This is a genomic window from Herbaspirillum lusitanum, from assembly GCF_026127345.1.
Classification (GTDB): domain Bacteria; phylum Pseudomonadota; class Gammaproteobacteria; order Burkholderiales; family Burkholderiaceae_D; genus Herbaspirillum; species Herbaspirillum lusitanum.
In genome coordinates, this window is sequence record NZ_QXFG01000012.1 from 174,467 (window position 1) to 192,080 (window position 17,614).

A 17,614-nucleotide genomic window follows, 5' to 3' on the forward strand; every position below is an offset into this window, starting at 1 on the left:
ATCGTTCTATTCGGACAGCACCGTCTCGACCTTTTCATTCGGCGTGAAGCGGATCAGCGGCACCCGCCGCACCATCCACAAGCCGATCAGCGCCGACACGACAGCCAGCGCAATACCCATGTGGATCGCGCCGACCAGCGCATCCCGCGCAGCGTCCAGCAAGGCTGATCCGTTATGCCCCGCTTGCAGCATTTGCGCCAGCAGCGTCGACTGGATATCGTGGTTGACGAGGATTTCCGGATCCTTGAATTCGGCCAGCCATTGCGCGGCGTGATCGCTTTCCAGCGCGCGCTCGACGCCGCTGCCGTACATCTGCGTGACCAGCGTGCCGGTCACCGCCGTGCCGAGCATGCCGCCGATCATGCGCAGCGATTGCAGCAAGGCGGTGGCGATGCCGAGATGTTCGCGGCTGGCGGCCTGCTGCGCGAACACGGTCAGGTTGGGCAGCACCAGCCCGAGACCGAAGCCGCCGGCCAGCATCGTCGCCAGCATGAACCCGGTCGGCGTATTGCGTTGCGACAGCACGATGCCCAGGCAGGACAGCGCGATCAGCACGAAGCCGACGTACATCATCATGTTGGGATTGGGAATGCGCGTGACGATGCGACCGTTGACGATGCTCGCCACGGTGATACAGGCCACCAGCGGCGTGATCAGCAGGCCTGCTTCGCGCGGCGACATGCCGAAACCGCCCTGGAACAGCAGCGGCGCATACATCAGCATCGAGAACATCGAGAAACCCGCCAGCACCGACAACAGGAACAAGCTCGATAGCGCCGGATCCTTGAACATCTCGAACGGCAGGATCGGTTGCTCGACCTGGCGCTCCCATTTCCACAAGGCATAAAACGCACCGATGGCGACCACCAGCAACGCCAGCATGCCGCCGGTCAGGCCGCGCTTGGGAAAGAGTTCCACCAGCAATTGCAGACTGCCCAGCGCCACTGAAATCAGCAGCGCGCCCAGCCAGTCGAGGCGAACCTTGCCGGCATTCTTGTGGTGACGGATGTGCGGGATGTAGCGCATCGCAAAAAACAGCGATACCAGGCCCACCGGCAAATTGACGTAGAAAGTCCAGCGCCAGCCCAGCGATTGGGTCAGGAAACCGCCGAGCGACGGCCCCACCGAAGTGGCGATGCCATAGGCCGCGCTGAGAATGATTTGCCAGCGCAGGCGAATGTGCGGATCCGGGAACAGGTCGGCCGCCGATGCGAACGCGGTGCCAACCAGCATGCCGCCGCCGATGCCTTGCAGGCCGCGCGCCAGCACCAGGAACAGCATGCTGTCAGCCATGCCGCATAGCATCGAGGCGATCACGAAGATGATGATGGAGGCAATCAGGAACGGCTTGCGACCGAAATAATCGCCAAGCCGGCCGAAGATCGGTACGGTGATCACCGAAGTCAGCAGATACGAAGTCGCCACCCAGGCGTACAGGTCGAAGCCCTTGAGCTCGGCGACGATGGTCGGCAAGGCGGTGCCGACGATGGTCTGGTCCAATGCCACCAGCATGATGACGAAGCAGATGCCGAGCGTGGCCATCAGGGATTCGCGGAAAGGCAAGACTTGACCGCTCGAATGCGCGGCTTCTTTGTATGGAGACATGTTGGAAAAATCGTTTGGCCGGGGCTTGCAGACGTTTATGTTGGCGAAACGACAAGCACCTGCAAATGATTACTTGTCGTGCACGACCACATTCATCACAGGCGCCAGCCTGAAGTGACTGAATCCTCATTCTATCAATTGCAGACGTACTCTGCAGAATGTCTTGGCAACGACGCCGACGTCAGCGTTTTGCGTCACGGCGATTCAGCGGTTGCATCGCAAACGACGCAGGAGAACTGGCGGATATACAACACCCTGTTCGAAATCGAACGACGTCTTTATCGCGATGGCAACGCCAAGCGAAACAAAAAGGAAAGCCGCTATCGGGAAGTTGCTCTGTGCGGTGTCTGGCGAGCCGTCTGACGAAAAATCAGACGGCTGCAGGAGGCAGGATACAAAAAGGCGGAGGAGTATCAGTCGCCGGCGATGGTCATGCTTTCCAGCAGGATGGAGCCGGTTTCCTTGGTGCCGCGGATCAGCGTGTCGTTGCCGATGGCGACGATCTGGCGCAGCATGTCTCTCATGTTGCCGGCGATGGTGATTTCTTCCACCGGATACTGGATCACGCCCTTCTCGACCCAGTAACCTGACGCGCCGCGCGAATAGTCGCCGGTCACGTAGTTCACGCCCTGCCCCATCAGCTCCGTCACCAGCAGGCCGGTGTCGAGCTTCTTGAGCATGCCCTTGAAGTTGTCGGATGCCGTCGTCAGCGACGACGTGATCGACAGGTTGTGCGAGCCGCCGGAGTTGCCGGTGGTCTGCATGCCCAGCTTGCGTGCGGAATAGGTCGACAGGAAATAGCCCTGCACGACGCCGTCCTTGACCACCTCGCGGCGATGCGTCTTGACGCCTTCGTCATCGAAAGGTGCAGAACCGACACCGCCGATGACGTGCGGATCCTCGAGGATCTGGATATGTCCGGGCAACACTTGCTTGCCCAGCGAGTCGAGCAGGAAGGTCGACTTGCGGTACAGCGCACCGCCCGACACCGCTTGCACGAAAGCACCCAGCAAACCCGCTGCCAGCGGCGCTTCGAACAGCACCGGACACTTGCGCGTGGACAGCTTGCAGGCGTTCAGGCGCGCCAGTGCGCGTTCGGCGGCATAGCGGCCGATGGCTTCCGGTTTTGCCAGCTTTTTCGGATCGCGCATCGACGAATACCAGTCGTCGCGCTGCATGTTGGAGCCCTTGCCGGCAATCGGCGCCACCGAAATGGTGTGACGCGAGAACGGATAGCCGCCGATGAAGCCGCGCGAATTGGCCGCGACGAAATGCGATTGTTGCGCATAGACGCTGGCGCCTTCGCTGTTGGTGATGCGCTTGTCGACCGACAGCGCGGCGGCTTCGCACCGCTGCGCCAGTTCGACCGCTTCTTCGGCGGTGATCAGCCATGGCGTGCACAGTTTGAGATCACGCGGATTGAATTCGAGGTTTTCTTCGTCAGGCAAGCCGGCGCAGTCGTCGATCGCGGTGAAGCGCGCGATGTTGTAGGCGGCTTCCACGGTTTCCTTGAGCGCCTGCTGCGAGAAATCCGAAGTGCTGGCATTGCCGCGACGCACGTTGCGGCCTTCGCCCAGGTACACGGTGACGCCGATGCCCTTGTCCTTGTTCTGCTCGATGGTCTCGATCTGGCCCTTGCGCACTGCTACCGACAATCCGCTGCCTTCGCTGATGTCGACCGCCGCATCCGAAGCGCCCTTTTCCTTGGCGTAACGCAACACATCCTGTGCAAGCTGCTTCAATTGGTCTTGACTGTGGGTAAATACGGTATCGCTCATTGGGCTGTTTTCTTCGGAATGCGTATAAAACGGGTATGATAGCAGTCGTTTAGCTTATTTTTCTGAATCATGCCAAATCCCAATCGCGGGTCCTGCGGCTTCCAATCCAACGAATTCGAGCAGGAATACGACCGTCCCTCCAAATCCCAACTGAAACGCGACATGACCGCGTTGCAGAAACTGGGCGAAGAACTGGTTGCCGAGCCGCGCGACCGCGTCAAGCGCGTCCCCATGCCCGAAGACGTACGTGACGTCATCCTCGAATGCCAGCAGATCAAGGATCACGAAGGTCGTCGTCGCCAGATGCAATTCGTCGGCAAGAAGATGCGCACGCTGGAGGAGCACGAAATTGCCGCCATCCAGAAGACGCTCGACAGCTGGCGCGGCCTGTCCAAAGCGGACACCGCCTCCATGCACGCACTCGAACGCCGGCGCGAAAAGTTGTTGAAAGACGACAACGCCCTCACTGAATTGCTTGCCCAGCATCCCGATCTCGACGCGCAGCACCTGCGCACGTTGATTCGCAATGCCCGCAAGGAACAGGCCGAAAACAAGCCGCCCAAGGCGTATCGCGAAATTTTCCAGATCCTCAAGCAACTGCAGGCTGCATCGCGTAGCGGCAACGCTGCGGACGACGACGCGGACGAGTTGGACGATGAGCACGAAGACTGATCCGGACGAACTGCTGATCGGCCTGGTGTCGATCTCCGATCGTGCATCCGGCGGCGTCTACGAAGACAAGGGTATTCCGGCGCTGCAAGAATGGTTCGGCGCCGCGCTGGCCAGCCCGTGGCGTATGGAAACCCGCCTGATCCCCGACGACCGCGCACAGATCGAACAAACGCTCATCGAGCTGGTTGATGTGGTCGGTTGCGACCTGGTCCTGACCACCGGCGGCACCGGCCCTTCGCGCCGCGACGTCACGCCGGAAGCCACGCTGGCGGTAGCCACCAAGGAAATGCCGGGCTTCGGCGAGCAGATGCGCCAGATCAGCCTGCAATTCGTGCCGACCGCCATCCTCTCGCGCCAGGTCGCGGTGATTCGTGAAACGAATGATCGCGCCGCCCTGATCATGAACCTGCCGGGCCAGCCCAAGTCCATCCGCGAAACGCTGGAAGGCGTCAGGGATGCCGACGGCAAACAACAGGTCGCCGGCATTTTCGCCGCCGTACCTTACTGCATCGACCTCATCGGCGGTCCTTACATCGAGACCAACGAAGCGGTCTGCAAGGCTTTTCGTCCCAAGTCGGCGATACGCCCGCCCAAATAAGCAATCCTCTTCAACGCGGGCAGGTCAGCTGATCTGCGCCGCCGCACAACATCGCACGATTGAGTTGATCAAGCAGCACTTGCAGCCGCTGCGGCGTGATGCGCAAGGGATAGCCATTCAGTTCGTTCGGGGTCGATGGCCGCCAGCCGAACTGCACCAGAAACAAATTCTTCGTTCCCTCAATGACCGCCACCAGACTGCCTTCACCGAATGGCGCTGCCGGCCCATAGCGATCGCAAAAGCCGCCGCTGATCGAGGTGTACGCGCCATTGGTCATGGAATCCTTCTGCTTCATCGGCGTGAAGTGCCCGGAGCAACCGTTTTGCGCGCCTTGCAGCACGCGCTGCACGATCTGCGTCGACATGTGCACACCGGGGCTGACGGAAGCCGCGCCGCGCTGTACCGACATATAGCCTTCGCGCCAGGAGTCATGGCTTTCATTCTGCGGCAGGAATTCGACCACGTAGTCACCATTCGGATCGCCGTTCATGTAGGCCAGACGCCAGCCGGAAGGCGGCTGGATGATGAGGTTCTCGCCATTGGGCTGGAATAGGCTGCCTTCCTGCGCAGCGTGCGCCGCCGGCATCGCGGCCAGAGTTGCAGTCAAGGTCAGGGCGCAAGCCAGCAGCGCGGCGATTTTTTTCATCGTGGGTCTCCATCGGGGCAAGCCGGAGATTTTCCGCCGGGATCGTCGTATCATGGCGCTTCCGGCATCTCCGCCGTAAAACGTTATTGTGCACCAAGCTGCGCAAACCTGACCCGAAGAAAATACATGTCCGCACCCGCCCCGCTCCAGACCATCGAAATCGAATCCGCTCCCAATCCCACCGCCGCAGTGATCTGGCTGCACGGCCTCGGCGCCGACGGCAACGACTTCGTGCCCATCGTACGCGAACTCGATCTGTCCGGCAGCCAGGCCATCCGCTTCATCTTCCCGACCGCACCGACCATGCCGGTGACCATCAACGGCGGCTACGTGATGCGCGCGTGGTACGACATCTTCACGCCCGACCTGGTGCGCCGCGAAGACGAACCCGGCCTGCGCGCCTCGCAGGCGCTGGTCGAAGCGCTGATCGCCAGGGAAAAGGCGCGCGGCATTCCGGCCGAACGCATCGTGTTGGCAGGCTTCTCGCAAGGTTGCGCGATGACGCTTCAAACCGGCCTGCGCCACCCGGAAAAACTTGCCGGCCTGATGTGCCTGTCCGGCTACCTGCCGCTGGCCGCGACCATCGCAGCAGAAGCACATTCAGTCAACCAGACAACCCCTGTATTCATGGCACATGGTCGCCAGGATCCTGTCGTGGTGATGCAACGCGCCGAGCAGTCACGCAATCTGCTGAACACGCTGGGCTATCAAATTGAATGGCACGAATATCAGATGCAGCACTCAGTGTGCTTGGAAGAAATTGAAGACATCGGCCATTGGCTGGGACGGGTATTGCCGAAGTAAGTGCAGGTCAAATTCCCAGAGTGGGTTACCTAGAAAAGAAATTCAAAATCAAGCCTTCGTATCTCGGGGGCTTTTTTCTTTTTGGATTAGTTAAATCACTCACGAAAATATTGTCGTTTTGTATTCTGGCTGCGCAAGGTCCTTACTTATTCACTGACAAATTCCATCCGCGAGGTTGCCTAAAGAAAACCTCGCAAGTCCTGTTGGGTGGAGGTCTTTAGGGCAGAACCAATAGTTACAAATCCTTACAAAACAAATATAATAATCATTCTCATTAGTATTTATAGCCAGCGAAACGTCCTGTTTCTCAAGCCAGCATCACCCAACTCCCCTTTCCTGAGGATTTATGTACTACTCATTGCGATTACGCGCTGTCGCGGTCGCCGTTTTTGCGTTGGCAAGCGGCGTTTCTTTCCAAACAGCATCGGCTCAGACTTTACCTTCCATAGAAGTCAGCGGACAACGCGAACCTGGCGAAAACTACGCCCCTACGAATACCACCACCGGCCTAAAAATCGAAGCGCAGCAAAAAGATGTGCCACAGACCGTCAATGTGATCACGTCGGACGTCATGCGGGATCAAGGCGCGCGCTCACTTCAGGATGTGATGAAAAATGTTCCCGGCGTCGGTATTGCAACGGGTGACGGTCAACGTGATGCATTCGTGATTCGTGGTTTTACCGCGCTGTATGACATCCTGCTAGATGGCGTACGCGACGATTCGCAATATTTCCGTGATCTGTACAACATTGACCGCATTGAAATTCTGAAAGGCCCTGCTGCCGTACTCTATGGTCGAGGCTCGTCTGGCGGCTTGATCAATCGCATTACGAAGAAACCTGATTTCACACCATCGGCGGAAGTTGGCGTCACCGTCGGCAGCAACGACCTGAAACGCACCGAATTCAACATCAATCGCCCTGTCGGCGATTCGCTTGCATTTCGCATTGATGGTGCATATGAAGATTCTGGTAGCTATCGCAGTCAGGGCTACCTCAAAAACAAGGACATTTCTCCAAGTCTGCTGTGGAAAGATGGTAATCAAAGTCTGTTGCTGCAATACGATTATCAGCACCAGAGGCGTGCTATCGACTTCGGAGTTCCAGGTTATCGCGGCGCACCGGCGAATGTCTCCCCGTCCACGTACTACGGCGCTCTTAACGCCAGTGCCAACGACTACACCGAATCCGAAGTGCAATCGACTACGGCACAATACAAACTGCGCCTATCGGATAAAACTTCATTCAGCAACACTTTCCGTTACTTCGATTACACGCTGGATCGCAACCACACTCGTGCCGGCACGATCAACGACACGCTGGCGATACCGACAGTCCAACTGTCACGCGGAAATATTGCGCGTCATGAATATGGGTGGTTCAATCAGACTGAATTGACGCACGACATGATACTAGGCGGCATGCGCCATCAAATCTTGGCAGGCGTGGAATTCGGCGAGCAAAACAAGTATCAATACGTCAATAATTCGACTGCGGCGCCATACGCTTACACGACTTCGTTGCTCAACCCGGTTTTACAGAATCTGCCGTTCACAGTGGCTACCGCGCCGCAGAATAAAGGCGTGGCAACTCTCGATACAGCAGGGATCTATATTCAAGATCTCATCAGTCTGACGTCGCAATTGAAGACCCTGCTCGGCGTACGTTTTGACCGCTTTGGACAAAAGTATAAAGACCAGTTAAGTGGTGCAAATTTGGATCGTACCGACAACGCATTTTCTCCTCGCGCCGGACTGGTATGGCAACCGACAGCCAACCAAAGCTACTACGCGTCGTACTCAAAGTCGTTCCAGCCATCCGGTGAAGGCGGTGCAATTGCGACGACCAATGCCCAGTTGACGCCGGAAAATACGCGCAATCTGGAAATCGGTACCAAGATCGATTTGTTCGAGGGTCGCGCTAGCTTCAATGCAGCGATTTACCAATTGGTCCGCACCAATGTCAAATACACTGACCCTGTCACCAATCTACTAATTCCAGTTGGCCAGCAAGAGACGAAGGGCCTGGAGTTGAGCTTTACCGGTGAAGTTGCCAAGGGATGGCAAGTTATTGCAGGTTACTCGTATATGGACTCCAAGATCACCAAGGCGCTGGGCACCACGAGGGCACCTTTCACATCGGCAACCAATACGCCGATCGAAGGCAAGACTCCTAGCCTGACACCGCGCCATACTGCCAGCCTGTGGACGCTCAAGTCACTCGATCAATGGGTGCCTGGGGTACAAGTTGGCGGTGGCCTGACCTATCGAGGCGAGAACTACGCAGCCCTCGACAATGCAGTGAAGCTTCCGTCTTTCACTACAGTCGACATGGCAGCCTACTACCGTCCTTCACCGAAGGGTATCAATGTGACGCTGAATCTGAAGAACGTCTTGAACAAGTCTTATTACATTTCGGCGAACAACGACTCCGGCATCATGCCAGGCTCGCCTCGCAGTGTTGAGTTGACAGCACGTTACATGTTCTGATCAGACGCACTCAACAAAAATGCCGGTCGATGAAATTCGGGCGGCATTTTTTCGTCTTTACCACCCGCCCTTCTTATTCGAATGGCAAATACAAAAGCGGCACATTTCTTTCGAAATGCGCCGCTTTGTTCTTAAGCTTGAATCAATCGATTCAGGCGATCCGAATCAACGCTCCGACATCGCATCCATGACGCACAATGCCGTCATGTTGACGATACGGCGCACCGTTGCCGATGCCGTCAGGATGTGCACCGGCTTGGCGCAACCCAGCAGGATCGGGCCGATGGCCACGCCGTTGCCGGATGCCGTCTTCAACAGGTTGTAGGCGATGTTGGCGGCATCGATGTTCGGCATCACCAGCAGGTTGGCGTCGCCCTTCAATGGCGAATCCGGCATGATTTGCGCCAGCAGCTTCGGATCGAGCGCGGTGTCGCCGTGCATTTCGCCGTCGGCTTCCAGTTCCGGCGCCTGTTCCTGAATCAACTTCAGCGCGGTACGCATCTTGACGGCCGACTCGCTGTTGCTGGAGCCGAAGTTGGAATGCGACAGCAGCGCTGCACGTGGGTGCAGGCCGAAGCGACGCATTTCTTCCGCAGCCATGATGGTGATTTCCGCCAGTTGCTCTGCAGTCGGATTTTCATTGACGTGCGTATCAACCAATACCAATTGGCGGCTCGGCAGGATGACGCCGTTCATGGCGGCGTAGACGTTGACGCCTTCGCGTTTGCCCAGCACCTGGTCGATGTAGTGCAAATGCAGCTGGGTGGTGCCGTAGGTGCCGCAGATCATGCCGTCGGCGTGGCCCTTGTGGATCGCCATGGAACCGATCAGTGTGTGGCGACGGCGCATTTCCAGCTTGGCGTATTGCTCGGTGACGCCGCGGCGCTTGGTCATTTCCAGGAAGGTCTGCCAATAATCCCGATAGCGGCTGTCGAAGTTCGGGTTGATGACTTCGAAGTCGACGTTCGGACGCAGGCGCAGACCGAATTTCTTGATGCGCTGTTCCAGCACTTCCGGACGGCCGACCAGGATCGGCTTGGCCAGGCATTCGTCGACGATGACCTGCACGGCGCGCAGGATGCGTTCCTCTTCCCCTTCGGCAAAAACGATGCGCTTCTTGGCGTCCGGCGCTTTCTTGGCGGCCTGGAAGATCGGACGCATGAAGGTGCCGCTGTGGTAGACGAACTGCTCCAGCTTTTCGGCGTAGGCGCTCATGTCCTTGATCGGACGGGCAGCGACGCCGGAGGTCTCCGCAGCGCGCGCCACCGCAGTGGCGATCTTGATCATCAGGCGCGGATCGAACGGCTTCGGGATGATGTATTCCGGACCGAACGACAAGTTGGTCACGCCGTAAGTCGCAGCAACGATGTCGGATTGCTCGGCTTGCGCCAGATCGGCAATCGCGTGCACCGCGGCGATTTCCATCTCGCGCGTGATGGTGGTCGCGCCGGAATCCAGCGCGCCGCGGAAGATGTACGGGAAGCACAGGACGTTGTTGACCTGATTTGGATAGTCGGAACGGCCGGTCGCGATGATCGCGTCGTCGCGCACCGCCATGACATCTTCCGGCAGGATTTCCGGCGTCGGGTTGGCCAGCGCCAGCACCAATGGACGCGGAGCCATCTTCTTGACCATGTCTTGCTTGAGCACGCCGCCGGCGGATACGCCGAGGAAAATGTCGGCGTCGGGGATGACGTCGGCCAGGGTGCGCGCATCGGTTTCGCGAGCGAAGCGTTCCTTGTCCGGATCCATCAGTTCGGTGCGGCCCTTGTAGACCACGCCGGCCAGGTCGGTGACGTAGATGTTTTCGATCGGGAAGCCGAGATCGACGATCAGGTCCAGGCAGGCCAGCGCCGCAGCACCCGCGCCGGAGACCACCAGCTTGACTTCCTTGATGCTCTTGCCGACGACCTTGAGGCCGTTCAGGATCGCTGCGCCGACGATGATCGCGGTGCCGTGCTGATCGTCATGGAAGACCGGGATCTTCATGCGGTCGCGCAGCTTGCGCTCGATGTAGAAGCACTCCGGCGCCTTGATGTCTTCCAGGTTGATGCCGCCGAAGGTCGGTTCCAGCGAAGCGATGATGTCGCACAGCTTGTCCGGATCGGTCTCGTTGATTTCGATGTCGAAGACGTCGATGCCGGCGAACTTCTTGAACAGCACGGCCTTGCCTTCCATCACCGGCTTGGAAGCCAGCGGGCCGATGTTGCCCAGACCCAGCACGGCGGTGCCGTTGCTGATGACGGCGACCAGGTTGCCGCGCGCGGTGTATTTGAAAGCGTTGGCCGGATCGGCAACGATTTCTTCGCAGGCCGCAGCCACGCCCGGCGAGTACGCCAGAGAGAGGTCTCGTTGATTGGTTAAAAGCTTGGTGGGCGTGACGCTGATCTTGCCCGGCGTTGGAAATTCATGGTACTCCAGCGCTGCCTGGCGAAGTTGCTGACGCAATTCTTCTTTCTTGCTGATCATCGAATCCATACTCTGCGTTCTCTTTTAGACTTGTCGAAGACCTGCGATTTTAGCAGAGCTCGGCCCGCTCTCATAGCGCGGATGCAGGCGATTTATGGTGCACCGCGACATTCGGCGAGCCTTTGCCGGTGCGGGTTCCGCGGGTAAAACAGCCGGGCTGGTGGTCCTACCAATGCGCACCAAAATAGCCCTCGCGGATGCACCGAAATTCATCGAAGGCGAACGCGTAATATGTCTGAGGTATTGGGTACAATCACGCCCATGCTGAGCGAATTCGAACTTATCTCCCGTTATTTCACGCGTCCGATGGCGCAGGACAGTCGCGCCGCGCTCGGCGTCGGTGACGACTGCGCCCTGCTGACGCCGGCGCCGGGAATGCAATTGGCGGTGTCGACCGACATGCTGGTCGAGGGCCGTCACTTCTTCCCGCACGCCGATCCGTATGCGCTCGGCCACAAATGCCTGGCCGTCAATCTGTCGGACCTGGCCGCCATGGGCGCGCAGCCGATCGCCTTCACGCTGGCTTTCGCGCTGCCCGAGGCGCGGGAAGACTGGCTGGCGCCGTTCTCGCAGGGCTTGCTCAAACTGGCCGACGAACACGGCTGCGAACTGATCGGCGGCGACACCACCAAGGGACCGCTGACGATCAGCATCACTGTGTTCGGTGAAGTGCCGTTCACCCAGGCCTTGCGCCGCGATGCCGCGCGCGACGGCGACGACATCTGGATTTCCGGCACGCTCGGCGATGCAAGGCTGGCGCTGGCAGGCTATCGCAAGGAACTGGCACTTGATGCAGAGGCACTGCATGCCGCGGCCGGTCGCATGCACCAGCCGACGCCGCGCGTGGCGCTCGGCATGGCGCTGCGCGGCATTGCACATGCCGCCATCGACATCTCCGACGGACTGGCCGGCGACCTCGGCCATATCCTCGCGCGCTCGCATGTGGGCGCACGCCTCGATGTCGACGCGCTGCCGGCCGGCCCGGTGCTGCGCACGCAAACACAGACGCTGCGCCGCTCCTTCACACTGTCGGGCGGCGACGACTACGAACTCTGTTTCACCGCGCCGCAAAACCGGCGCGAACAGGTGCTTGCGGCGGCGGAACAAGCCGGCGTCGGCGTCACCCGCGTCGGCGTCATCGAATCTGCACCGGGCCTGCGCCTGGTGGATGCGGGCGGTGAACCGCTCGACCTGACGCCTTCTTCCTTCGACCATTTCAGTTCATGACAACAACAATAGAGCCGGGCCGCAAGGCGTATTCGACCAAACCGGTGCGCCCGACCGCGCGCTTCATGCTGGGGCATCCGGCGCGCCTGTTGGCGCAGGGTTTCGGCAGCGGCCTCTCGCCGATCATGCCGGGCACCTCCGGCACGCTGTTCGCCTGGCTGGCGTATGCGGTGCTGAACCTGCGCTGGCCCGCGATCTTCACGCCGTTGACGTGGCTGTTGATCGTCTTCATCGGTTTCTTCGTCGGCGTGTGGGCTTGCCACCGCACCGGACGCGACCTCGGCGCGCCCGATCACGGCAGCATGGTGTGGGATGAAATCATCGCGTTCTGGCTGGTGCTGGTGGTGCTGACGCCGGCCGACTTCAAGACGCAATGCTGGGCCTTCTTCTGGTTCCGCGTGTTCGACATGGTCAAGCCGCCGCCGATCGCTTATTTCGATCGCCGCTTCAAGGGCGGCTTCGGCGTGATGTGGGACGACATCGTGGCGGCGTTTTATACGCTGTTGGTATTTGCGTTCTGGCGCTCCATGTAAAACTGCTTCAACAAGAGTATGCTGAAGACATGGGAATGCGACGAATTATTCGATGAATATTCCATTGAATATTTCATGCCGACGTGCATTCACACGTGCGTCGCTCCCATCACGTTGACCACCCGCCAACCCTGAAGGATGACATCAACATGGACACTTCGACTGATCTCGCCGCGCGCGTCGGACTCGCGCTCAAAGCCAGGAATTTGCTGCTTTCCACCGCCGAATCCTGCACCGGCGGCGGCGTCGCCCAGGCCATTACCGAAATTGCCGGTTCTTCGGAATGGTTCGACTGCGGCTTCATCACCTATTCCAACGCCTCCAAGAACGAATTGCTGGAGATTTCCGAAGCGCTCATCGCACAGCACGGCGCAGTCAGCGAAGAAATCGCCGCCGCCATGGCGGAAGGCGCGATTGCCAACAGCAGTTCCGACGTCGCCGTTTCCACCACCGGCATCGCCGGCCCGGGTGGCGCCGTGCCGGGCAAGCCGGTCGGCACCGTCTGTTTCGGCTGGAAGGTCGGCGACCAGACCTTTACCGAACGCCTGGTGTTCAGCGGCGACCGCCGCGCAGTGCGTGAGCAAGCTGTGGTGCATTCCCTGCAAGGCTTGCTGCGCCTGCTGACCTGAATGGCCGGTAAGGTGTATGAAAAAGCACGCATGAAAAAGAGCCGCAGCGAAGTGATCGCGGCGGCTCTGTTTTTTTCGGTTGCGGATTGGGACTCGTTCGGCAAGCCGGTACGTTTCCTCAGCGATACTGATTGATCGCGTCGCGCGTCTCCAGCGCCACGCGGCGCGCCGCTGCGGCGTAGTCTTCGCCATCTTGCGGCTTCGCATACAAAATCGCGCGCGAAGAATTGATCATCATGCCGCTGCCGCTTGCCGTCTTGCCCGACTTCACCGTCGCCGCCACGTCGCCGCCCTGCGCACCCACGCCCGGCACCAGCAAAGGCATGTCGCCGATGATGCTGCGCACCTGCGCCAGTTCTTCCGGGAAAGTCGCGCCGACCACCAGGCCGCACTGACCGTTGGTGTTCCATTTGTCGGCCACCAGGCGCGCCACGTGCTGGTACAGCGGCACGCCGTCGACCGTCAGGAATTGCAGATCGGAACCGCCCGCGTTCGAGGTGCGGCACAGCACGATGGCGCTGCGGTCTTTCCATTCCAGATATGGCGCGACCGAGTCGAACCCCATGTACGGACTGACCGTCACCGCCTGCGCGCCATAGCGTTCGAAGGCTTCACGTGCATATTGTTCGGCGGTGGCGCCGATGTCGCCGCGCTTGGCGTCCAGCACGATGGGAATATGCGGATAGGTGGTGCGGATGTAGCGGCAGATTTCTTCCAGCTGGTCTTCGGCGCGCAGGGCGGCGAAATAGGCGATCTGCGGCTTGAACGAACAGGCGACGTCGGCGGTGGCATCGATGATGCCTTTGCAGAAAGCGAAAATGGCGTCCGGCCGGTCCTTCCACTGTGCGGGAAATTTGGCGATATCCGGGTCGAGGCCGACGCATAGCAGCGAATTGTTGGTCTTCCACGCAGCGGATAATTGTTCGATAAATGTCACGGTAAGCCTTAATATGCAAAGATGCGATATTGTAACGCGCCCGCAGCCCGCTCCACCCGCTTGACGGCGCCGGCAGTAGTAAGCACAGTATTGAATCTTCCCATCTTCTTGAGGCACACAATGAAAAAATGGTTTGCATGGCTGGCGATCGCCGCTTCCGTCCTGACGCTGAGCAGCTGCGGCTACAACGACTTCCAGGCCAAGGATGAGGCCACCAAGGCCGCCTGGAGCGAAGTCGTCAACCAGTACCAGCGCCGCGCCGACCTGATTCCCAACCTGGTCAACACCGTCAAGGGTTACGCCTCGCACGAAAGAGAAACGCTGGAAGCCGTCACCCGCGCCCGCGCTGCGGCAACCAGTTTCCAGATCACGCCGGAAGTGCTGAACAATCCGGAAGCCTTCAACAAGTTCCAGCAGGTCCAAGGCGAGCTGTCGTCGGCGCTGTCGCGCCTGATGGCGGTGTCGGAAAACTATCCGCAACTGAAGGCCGACACCAGCTTCCGCGACCTGCAGTCGCAACTGGAAGGCACCGAAAACCGCATCACCGTGGCGCGCCAACGCTACATCGCCTCGGTGCAGGAATACAACGTGCTCGCGCGCAGCTTCCCGACCAACATCACCGCCAAGATTTTCAGCTATCCGGTCAAGCCGTCCTTCACGGTTGAGAACGAGAAAGCGATTTCCACTGCGCCCGCCGTCAATTTCGGCAAATGAGTTTGAGCTAATCCCTATGCAGCGCTTCCCTCGCCTGCTGGCGTTCTGCCTGTTCATCTTGCTGACCGGCTCTTTCCGGGGCGCCGGCGCGCAGGATCTTGTCGCCGTCCCGGCGCTGACTTCGCACGTGACCGATCAGGCCGGCATGCTGGACGAACAGCAACGGCGTACGCTGGACCAGGTTCTGACCGACTACGAAACCCGCACCGGCAGCCAGATCGCCGTGCTGCTGATCGCCAGCACCGCGCCGGAAGCCATCGAGCAATATGGCATTCGCGTCGCCGACGCCTGGAAACTGGGCCGCAAAGGCATTGACGACGGCGTCATCCTGATCGTCGCCAAGGACAATCCCAAAGCCTTGCGGCGCCTGCGCATTGAAGCTGGCCGCGGCGTTCAGGGCAGCCTGACCGACGCCCAGTCGAAACGCATCCTGGAAGACGTGATCGCCCCGCATTTCCGGCAGAACGATTATTACGGCGGTCTCGCTGCGGGCGTTTCGGCGTTGACCAGCCTGCTCGATCGCGAAAACCTGCCGGCAGCAAAGAAAGAAGCCGCCGGCCAAGATGACGCCGGCTGGCTTGAAGTCGCGGTGCTGGTGATCATGCTGGCGGTATTTTTCACCGCGCTGCTGCTGGTGCGACGCCGCTCCGCCGGCCGCAACAACCTCAACAGCAATACCTGGGGCAACGCCGCCGGCGTCATCATCGGCAGCATTCTCAACGAGGCCGCCCGCAGCAGCAGCGGACGCGGAGGATTCGGCGGCGGTGGAGGTGGAGGTGGTTTTGGCGGCGGCAGTGGCGGCGGCGGATTTTCGGGTGGCGGCGGCGGATTTGACGGCGGCGGCGCCTCGGGGGACTGGTAATGAACACATTCAAGCGCTTCCTCAGACACCTGCGCCACACCCGCGCCTCGGCGCGCGCCAGCTTCCCGCCGGCCACGCTGCAAGCGATCCAGGCCTGCATCGGCGCCGGTGAAGCGAAGCACCGCGCTGAAGTCCGTCTGGTGATCGAAGCAGCGCTGCCATTGGGCGCGGTGCTTCGCAACGAGTCCTCGCGCGCCCGCGCCCATGAACTGTTTTCGCACTACCGCATCTGGGACACCGAAGAAAACAGCGGCGTGCTGATTTACCTCAACCTGGCCGATCATCGCGTCGAAATCGTCACCGACCGCACAGTCGGCCGCGTCCTCAAGCGCGCTGACTGGGAATCCGTTTGCAGTACAATGACCCGCAGCTTTGCCAACGGGATTTACCATGACGGCGTACTGGAAGCGCTGGCGCAGCTGAACGGTTTGCTGACCGTGCATTTCCCCCAGACGTCGCATCAAAAGAACGAGATTTCCAATCGGCCGCTGATGCTCTGATAGCCCTGTGAGGCCGACGCCGCCCGGACAATATCCAGGAAAAACCTGGTTCGCGCCTCGACTCAACGACAACGACAACGACAACGATGGGGGGAAATGATGAGCACATCCGGTCCTGAACAATCGCATCAGCCCTCGGCACCTTCGCCACAGTCGACCATCGCGACGCAGGAATACCGCTTCAGCGTGCTGCTCATCGACGACCAACTGGTGGTCCAGGAAAAAATCCGAAGTGCCGTGCGTCCGGAAACCGACATCGACTTCCACTTTTGCGGCAAGGCCGCCGACGCGCTGGCCAAGGCCGAGGCCTGCCGTCCCACCGTCATCCTGCAAGACCTGGTCATGCCCGACGCCGATGGCCTCGATCTGGTGCGGCAGTACCGCAGCAGCACGCTGCTGGCGAACGTGCCGGTGATCGTGCTGTCCAGCACCGACGAACCGCTGATCAAGAAAGACGCCTTCCTGGCCGGCGCCAACGACTATGTGGTCAAGTCCTACGACACCATCGAACTGGTCGCGCGCATCCGCTACCATTCGCGCTCCTACATCAACCTCCTGCAACGCGACGCCGCCTACGCCGCCCTGCATGAAAGCCAGAGACAGCTGGAAGCCAGCAATGCCGAACTCAAGCGCCTGACGCATACCGACGGCCTTACCGGCATCGCCAACCGGCGCTATTTCGACGACTACATGAAACAGGAATGGCTGCGCGCGCAACGCGACAAAACACCGTTGTCGCTGCTGTTGATGGATGTGGATTGCTTCAAGCTGTACAACGACACCTACGGACATGTCGCCGGCGATAATGTTTTGCGCCGCGTCGGCGCCGCCATCGCCGCCGGCGGCGCGCGCCCGGCCGATCTGGCAGCGCGTTACGGCGGCGAGGAGTTCGCCGTTATCCTGCCCGATACGAATGCCGCCGGTGCAAGGGAACTGGCCGAAAGAATCTGCCTGGCAGTCGCCGGGCTCGGCATTGCCCACACTACCTCCAAGGCGGTTGATCACGTCACCGTCAGCGTCGGCGCCGCCACCGTGTATCCGGTGCAAGGCGGCGACATTGTCGGTCTCATCAAACGCGTCGACGACTGCCTCTACAACGCCAAGCAAAGCGGCCGCAACCGCGTCAGGGCGGCGGAGTAATCAACGCGCCCT

Annotated in this window: 17 protein-coding genes; 12 read left to right on the forward strand and 5 right to left on the reverse strand. The window is 59.9% G+C overall.

The window, feature by feature from the left end; all coding sequences use genetic code 11:
* Window positions 1-6 precede the first annotated feature (6 nt).
* A complete protein-coding gene (locus tag DXT88_RS18385) occupies window positions 7-1,605 on the reverse strand; it encodes a DHA2 family efflux MFS transporter permease subunit (protein ID WP_016833310.1) in 1,599 nt (532 codons plus the stop codon).
* A 78-nt stretch (window positions 1,606-1,683) separates the two neighbouring features.
* Here DXT88_RS18385 and DXT88_RS18390 point away from each other — a divergent pair, with 78 nt between their 5' ends.
* The gene (locus tag DXT88_RS18390) at window positions 1,684-1,968 is read left to right on the forward strand and encodes a hypothetical protein (RefSeq protein WP_265215508.1); all 285 of its coding nucleotides are present in this window, start codon (window positions 1,684-1,686) and stop codon (window positions 1,966-1,968) included.
* Window positions 1,969-2,018: 50 nt separating this feature from the next.
* Here DXT88_RS18390 and pmbA read toward each other — a convergent pair whose 3' ends face one another.
* Window positions 2,019-3,383 carry a metalloprotease PmbA gene (pmbA, locus tag DXT88_RS18395; protein ID WP_029363231.1) on the reverse strand — a complete coding sequence of 455 codons (1,365 nt, stop codon included), beginning with the start codon at window positions 3,381-3,383 and terminating at the stop codon, window positions 2,019-2,021.
* 69 nt (window positions 3,384-3,452) lie between these two features.
* On the opposite strand from pmbA, the gene yjgA reads away from it, so the two are divergent.
* Window positions 3,453-4,055: a ribosome biogenesis factor YjgA gene (gene yjgA / locus DXT88_RS18400; RefSeq protein WP_016833308.1), complete on the forward strand. Its 603-nt coding sequence runs from the start codon at window positions 3,453-3,455 to the stop codon at window positions 4,053-4,055.
* Window positions 4,039-4,653, forward strand: coding sequence for a molybdopterin adenylyltransferase (gene mog / locus DXT88_RS18405; RefSeq protein ID WP_265215509.1), 615 nt, complete (start codon window positions 4,039-4,041; stop codon window positions 4,651-4,653). Before yjgA ends, mog begins: the two co-directional genes overlap by 17 nt.
* Before the next feature lie 10 nt (window positions 4,654-4,663).
* Here mog and DXT88_RS18410 read toward each other — a convergent pair whose 3' ends face one another.
* Window positions 4,664-5,299 (reverse strand): hypothetical protein, encoded by a 636-nt coding sequence (locus tag DXT88_RS18410; RefSeq protein WP_016833306.1) that lies wholly within the window; start codon window positions 5,297-5,299, stop codon window positions 4,664-4,666.
* A gap of 126 nt (window positions 5,300-5,425) precedes the next feature.
* Between DXT88_RS18410 and DXT88_RS18415 the strand changes: the two genes are divergently transcribed.
* A complete protein-coding gene (locus tag DXT88_RS18415) occupies window positions 5,426-6,103 on the forward strand; it encodes an alpha/beta hydrolase (RefSeq protein ID WP_265215510.1) in 678 nt (225 codons plus the stop codon).
* Window positions 6,104-6,449: 346 nt separating this feature from the next.
* Window positions 6,450-8,591 carry a TonB-dependent receptor gene (locus DXT88_RS18420; RefSeq protein WP_265215511.1) on the forward strand — a complete coding sequence of 714 codons (2,142 nt, stop codon included), beginning with the start codon at window positions 6,450-6,452 and terminating at the stop codon, window positions 8,589-8,591.
* Between the two features lie 165 nt (window positions 8,592-8,756).
* On the opposite strand, the gene DXT88_RS18425 is transcribed toward DXT88_RS18420, so the two are convergent.
* Entirely contained in the window at window positions 8,757-11,069 is a 2,313-nt protein-coding gene (locus tag DXT88_RS18425) for an NADP-dependent malic enzyme (RefSeq protein ID WP_016833302.1), read from the reverse strand.
* Between the two features lie 252 nt (window positions 11,070-11,321).
* Here DXT88_RS18425 and thiL point away from each other — a divergent pair, with 252 nt between their 5' ends.
* The 3 genes from thiL (at window position 11,322) to DXT88_RS18440 (ending at window position 13,449) form a co-directional block, all read left to right on the forward strand.
* Window positions 11,322-12,287, forward strand: a complete 966-nt coding sequence (gene thiL, locus DXT88_RS18430; protein ID WP_265215657.1) for a thiamine-phosphate kinase — start codon at window positions 11,322-11,324, stop codon at window positions 12,285-12,287.
* Entirely contained in the window at window positions 12,284-12,820 is a 537-nt protein-coding gene (locus DXT88_RS18435) for a phosphatidylglycerophosphatase A family protein (protein ID WP_265215512.1), read from the forward strand. Before thiL ends, DXT88_RS18435 begins: the two co-directional genes overlap by 4 nt.
* A 149-nt stretch (window positions 12,821-12,969) precedes the next feature.
* A complete protein-coding gene (locus DXT88_RS18440) occupies window positions 12,970-13,449 on the forward strand; it encodes a CinA family protein (RefSeq protein ID WP_029363228.1) in 480 nt (159 codons plus the stop codon).
* A gap of 118 nt (window positions 13,450-13,567) precedes the next feature.
* On the opposite strand, the gene pyrF is transcribed toward DXT88_RS18440, so the two are convergent.
* Window positions 13,568-14,386 carry an orotidine-5'-phosphate decarboxylase gene (gene pyrF, locus DXT88_RS18445; RefSeq protein WP_265215513.1) on the reverse strand — a complete coding sequence of 273 codons (819 nt, stop codon included), beginning with the start codon at window positions 14,384-14,386 and terminating at the stop codon, window positions 13,568-13,570.
* A gap of 120 nt (window positions 14,387-14,506) precedes the next feature.
* Between pyrF and DXT88_RS18450 the strand changes: the two genes are divergently transcribed.
* The 4 genes from DXT88_RS18450 to DXT88_RS18465 all read left to right on the forward strand — a co-directional run bounded on the left by DXT88_RS18450 (window position 14,507) and on the right by DXT88_RS18465 (window position 17,602).
* Complete coding sequence (locus DXT88_RS18450; RefSeq protein ID WP_016833298.1) at window positions 14,507-15,100, forward strand: LemA family protein; 594 nt, start codon at window positions 14,507-14,509, stop codon at window positions 15,098-15,100.
* Window positions 15,101-15,116: 16 nt separating this feature from the next.
* Window positions 15,117-15,962, forward strand: coding sequence for a TPM domain-containing protein (locus DXT88_RS18455; protein WP_265215514.1), 846 nt, complete (start codon window positions 15,117-15,119; stop codon window positions 15,960-15,962).
* Window positions 15,962-16,462 carry a TPM domain-containing protein gene (locus DXT88_RS18460; RefSeq protein ID WP_265215515.1) on the forward strand — a complete coding sequence of 167 codons (501 nt, stop codon included), beginning with the start codon at window positions 15,962-15,964 and terminating at the stop codon, window positions 16,460-16,462. Before DXT88_RS18455 ends, DXT88_RS18460 begins: the two co-directional genes overlap by 1 nt.
* Window positions 16,463-16,561: 99 nt before the next feature.
* Complete coding sequence (locus tag DXT88_RS18465; protein WP_265215658.1) at window positions 16,562-17,602, forward strand: GGDEF domain-containing response regulator; 1,041 nt, start codon at window positions 16,562-16,564, stop codon at window positions 17,600-17,602.
* The last annotated feature ends 12 nt before the right edge of the window (window positions 17,603-17,614 follow it).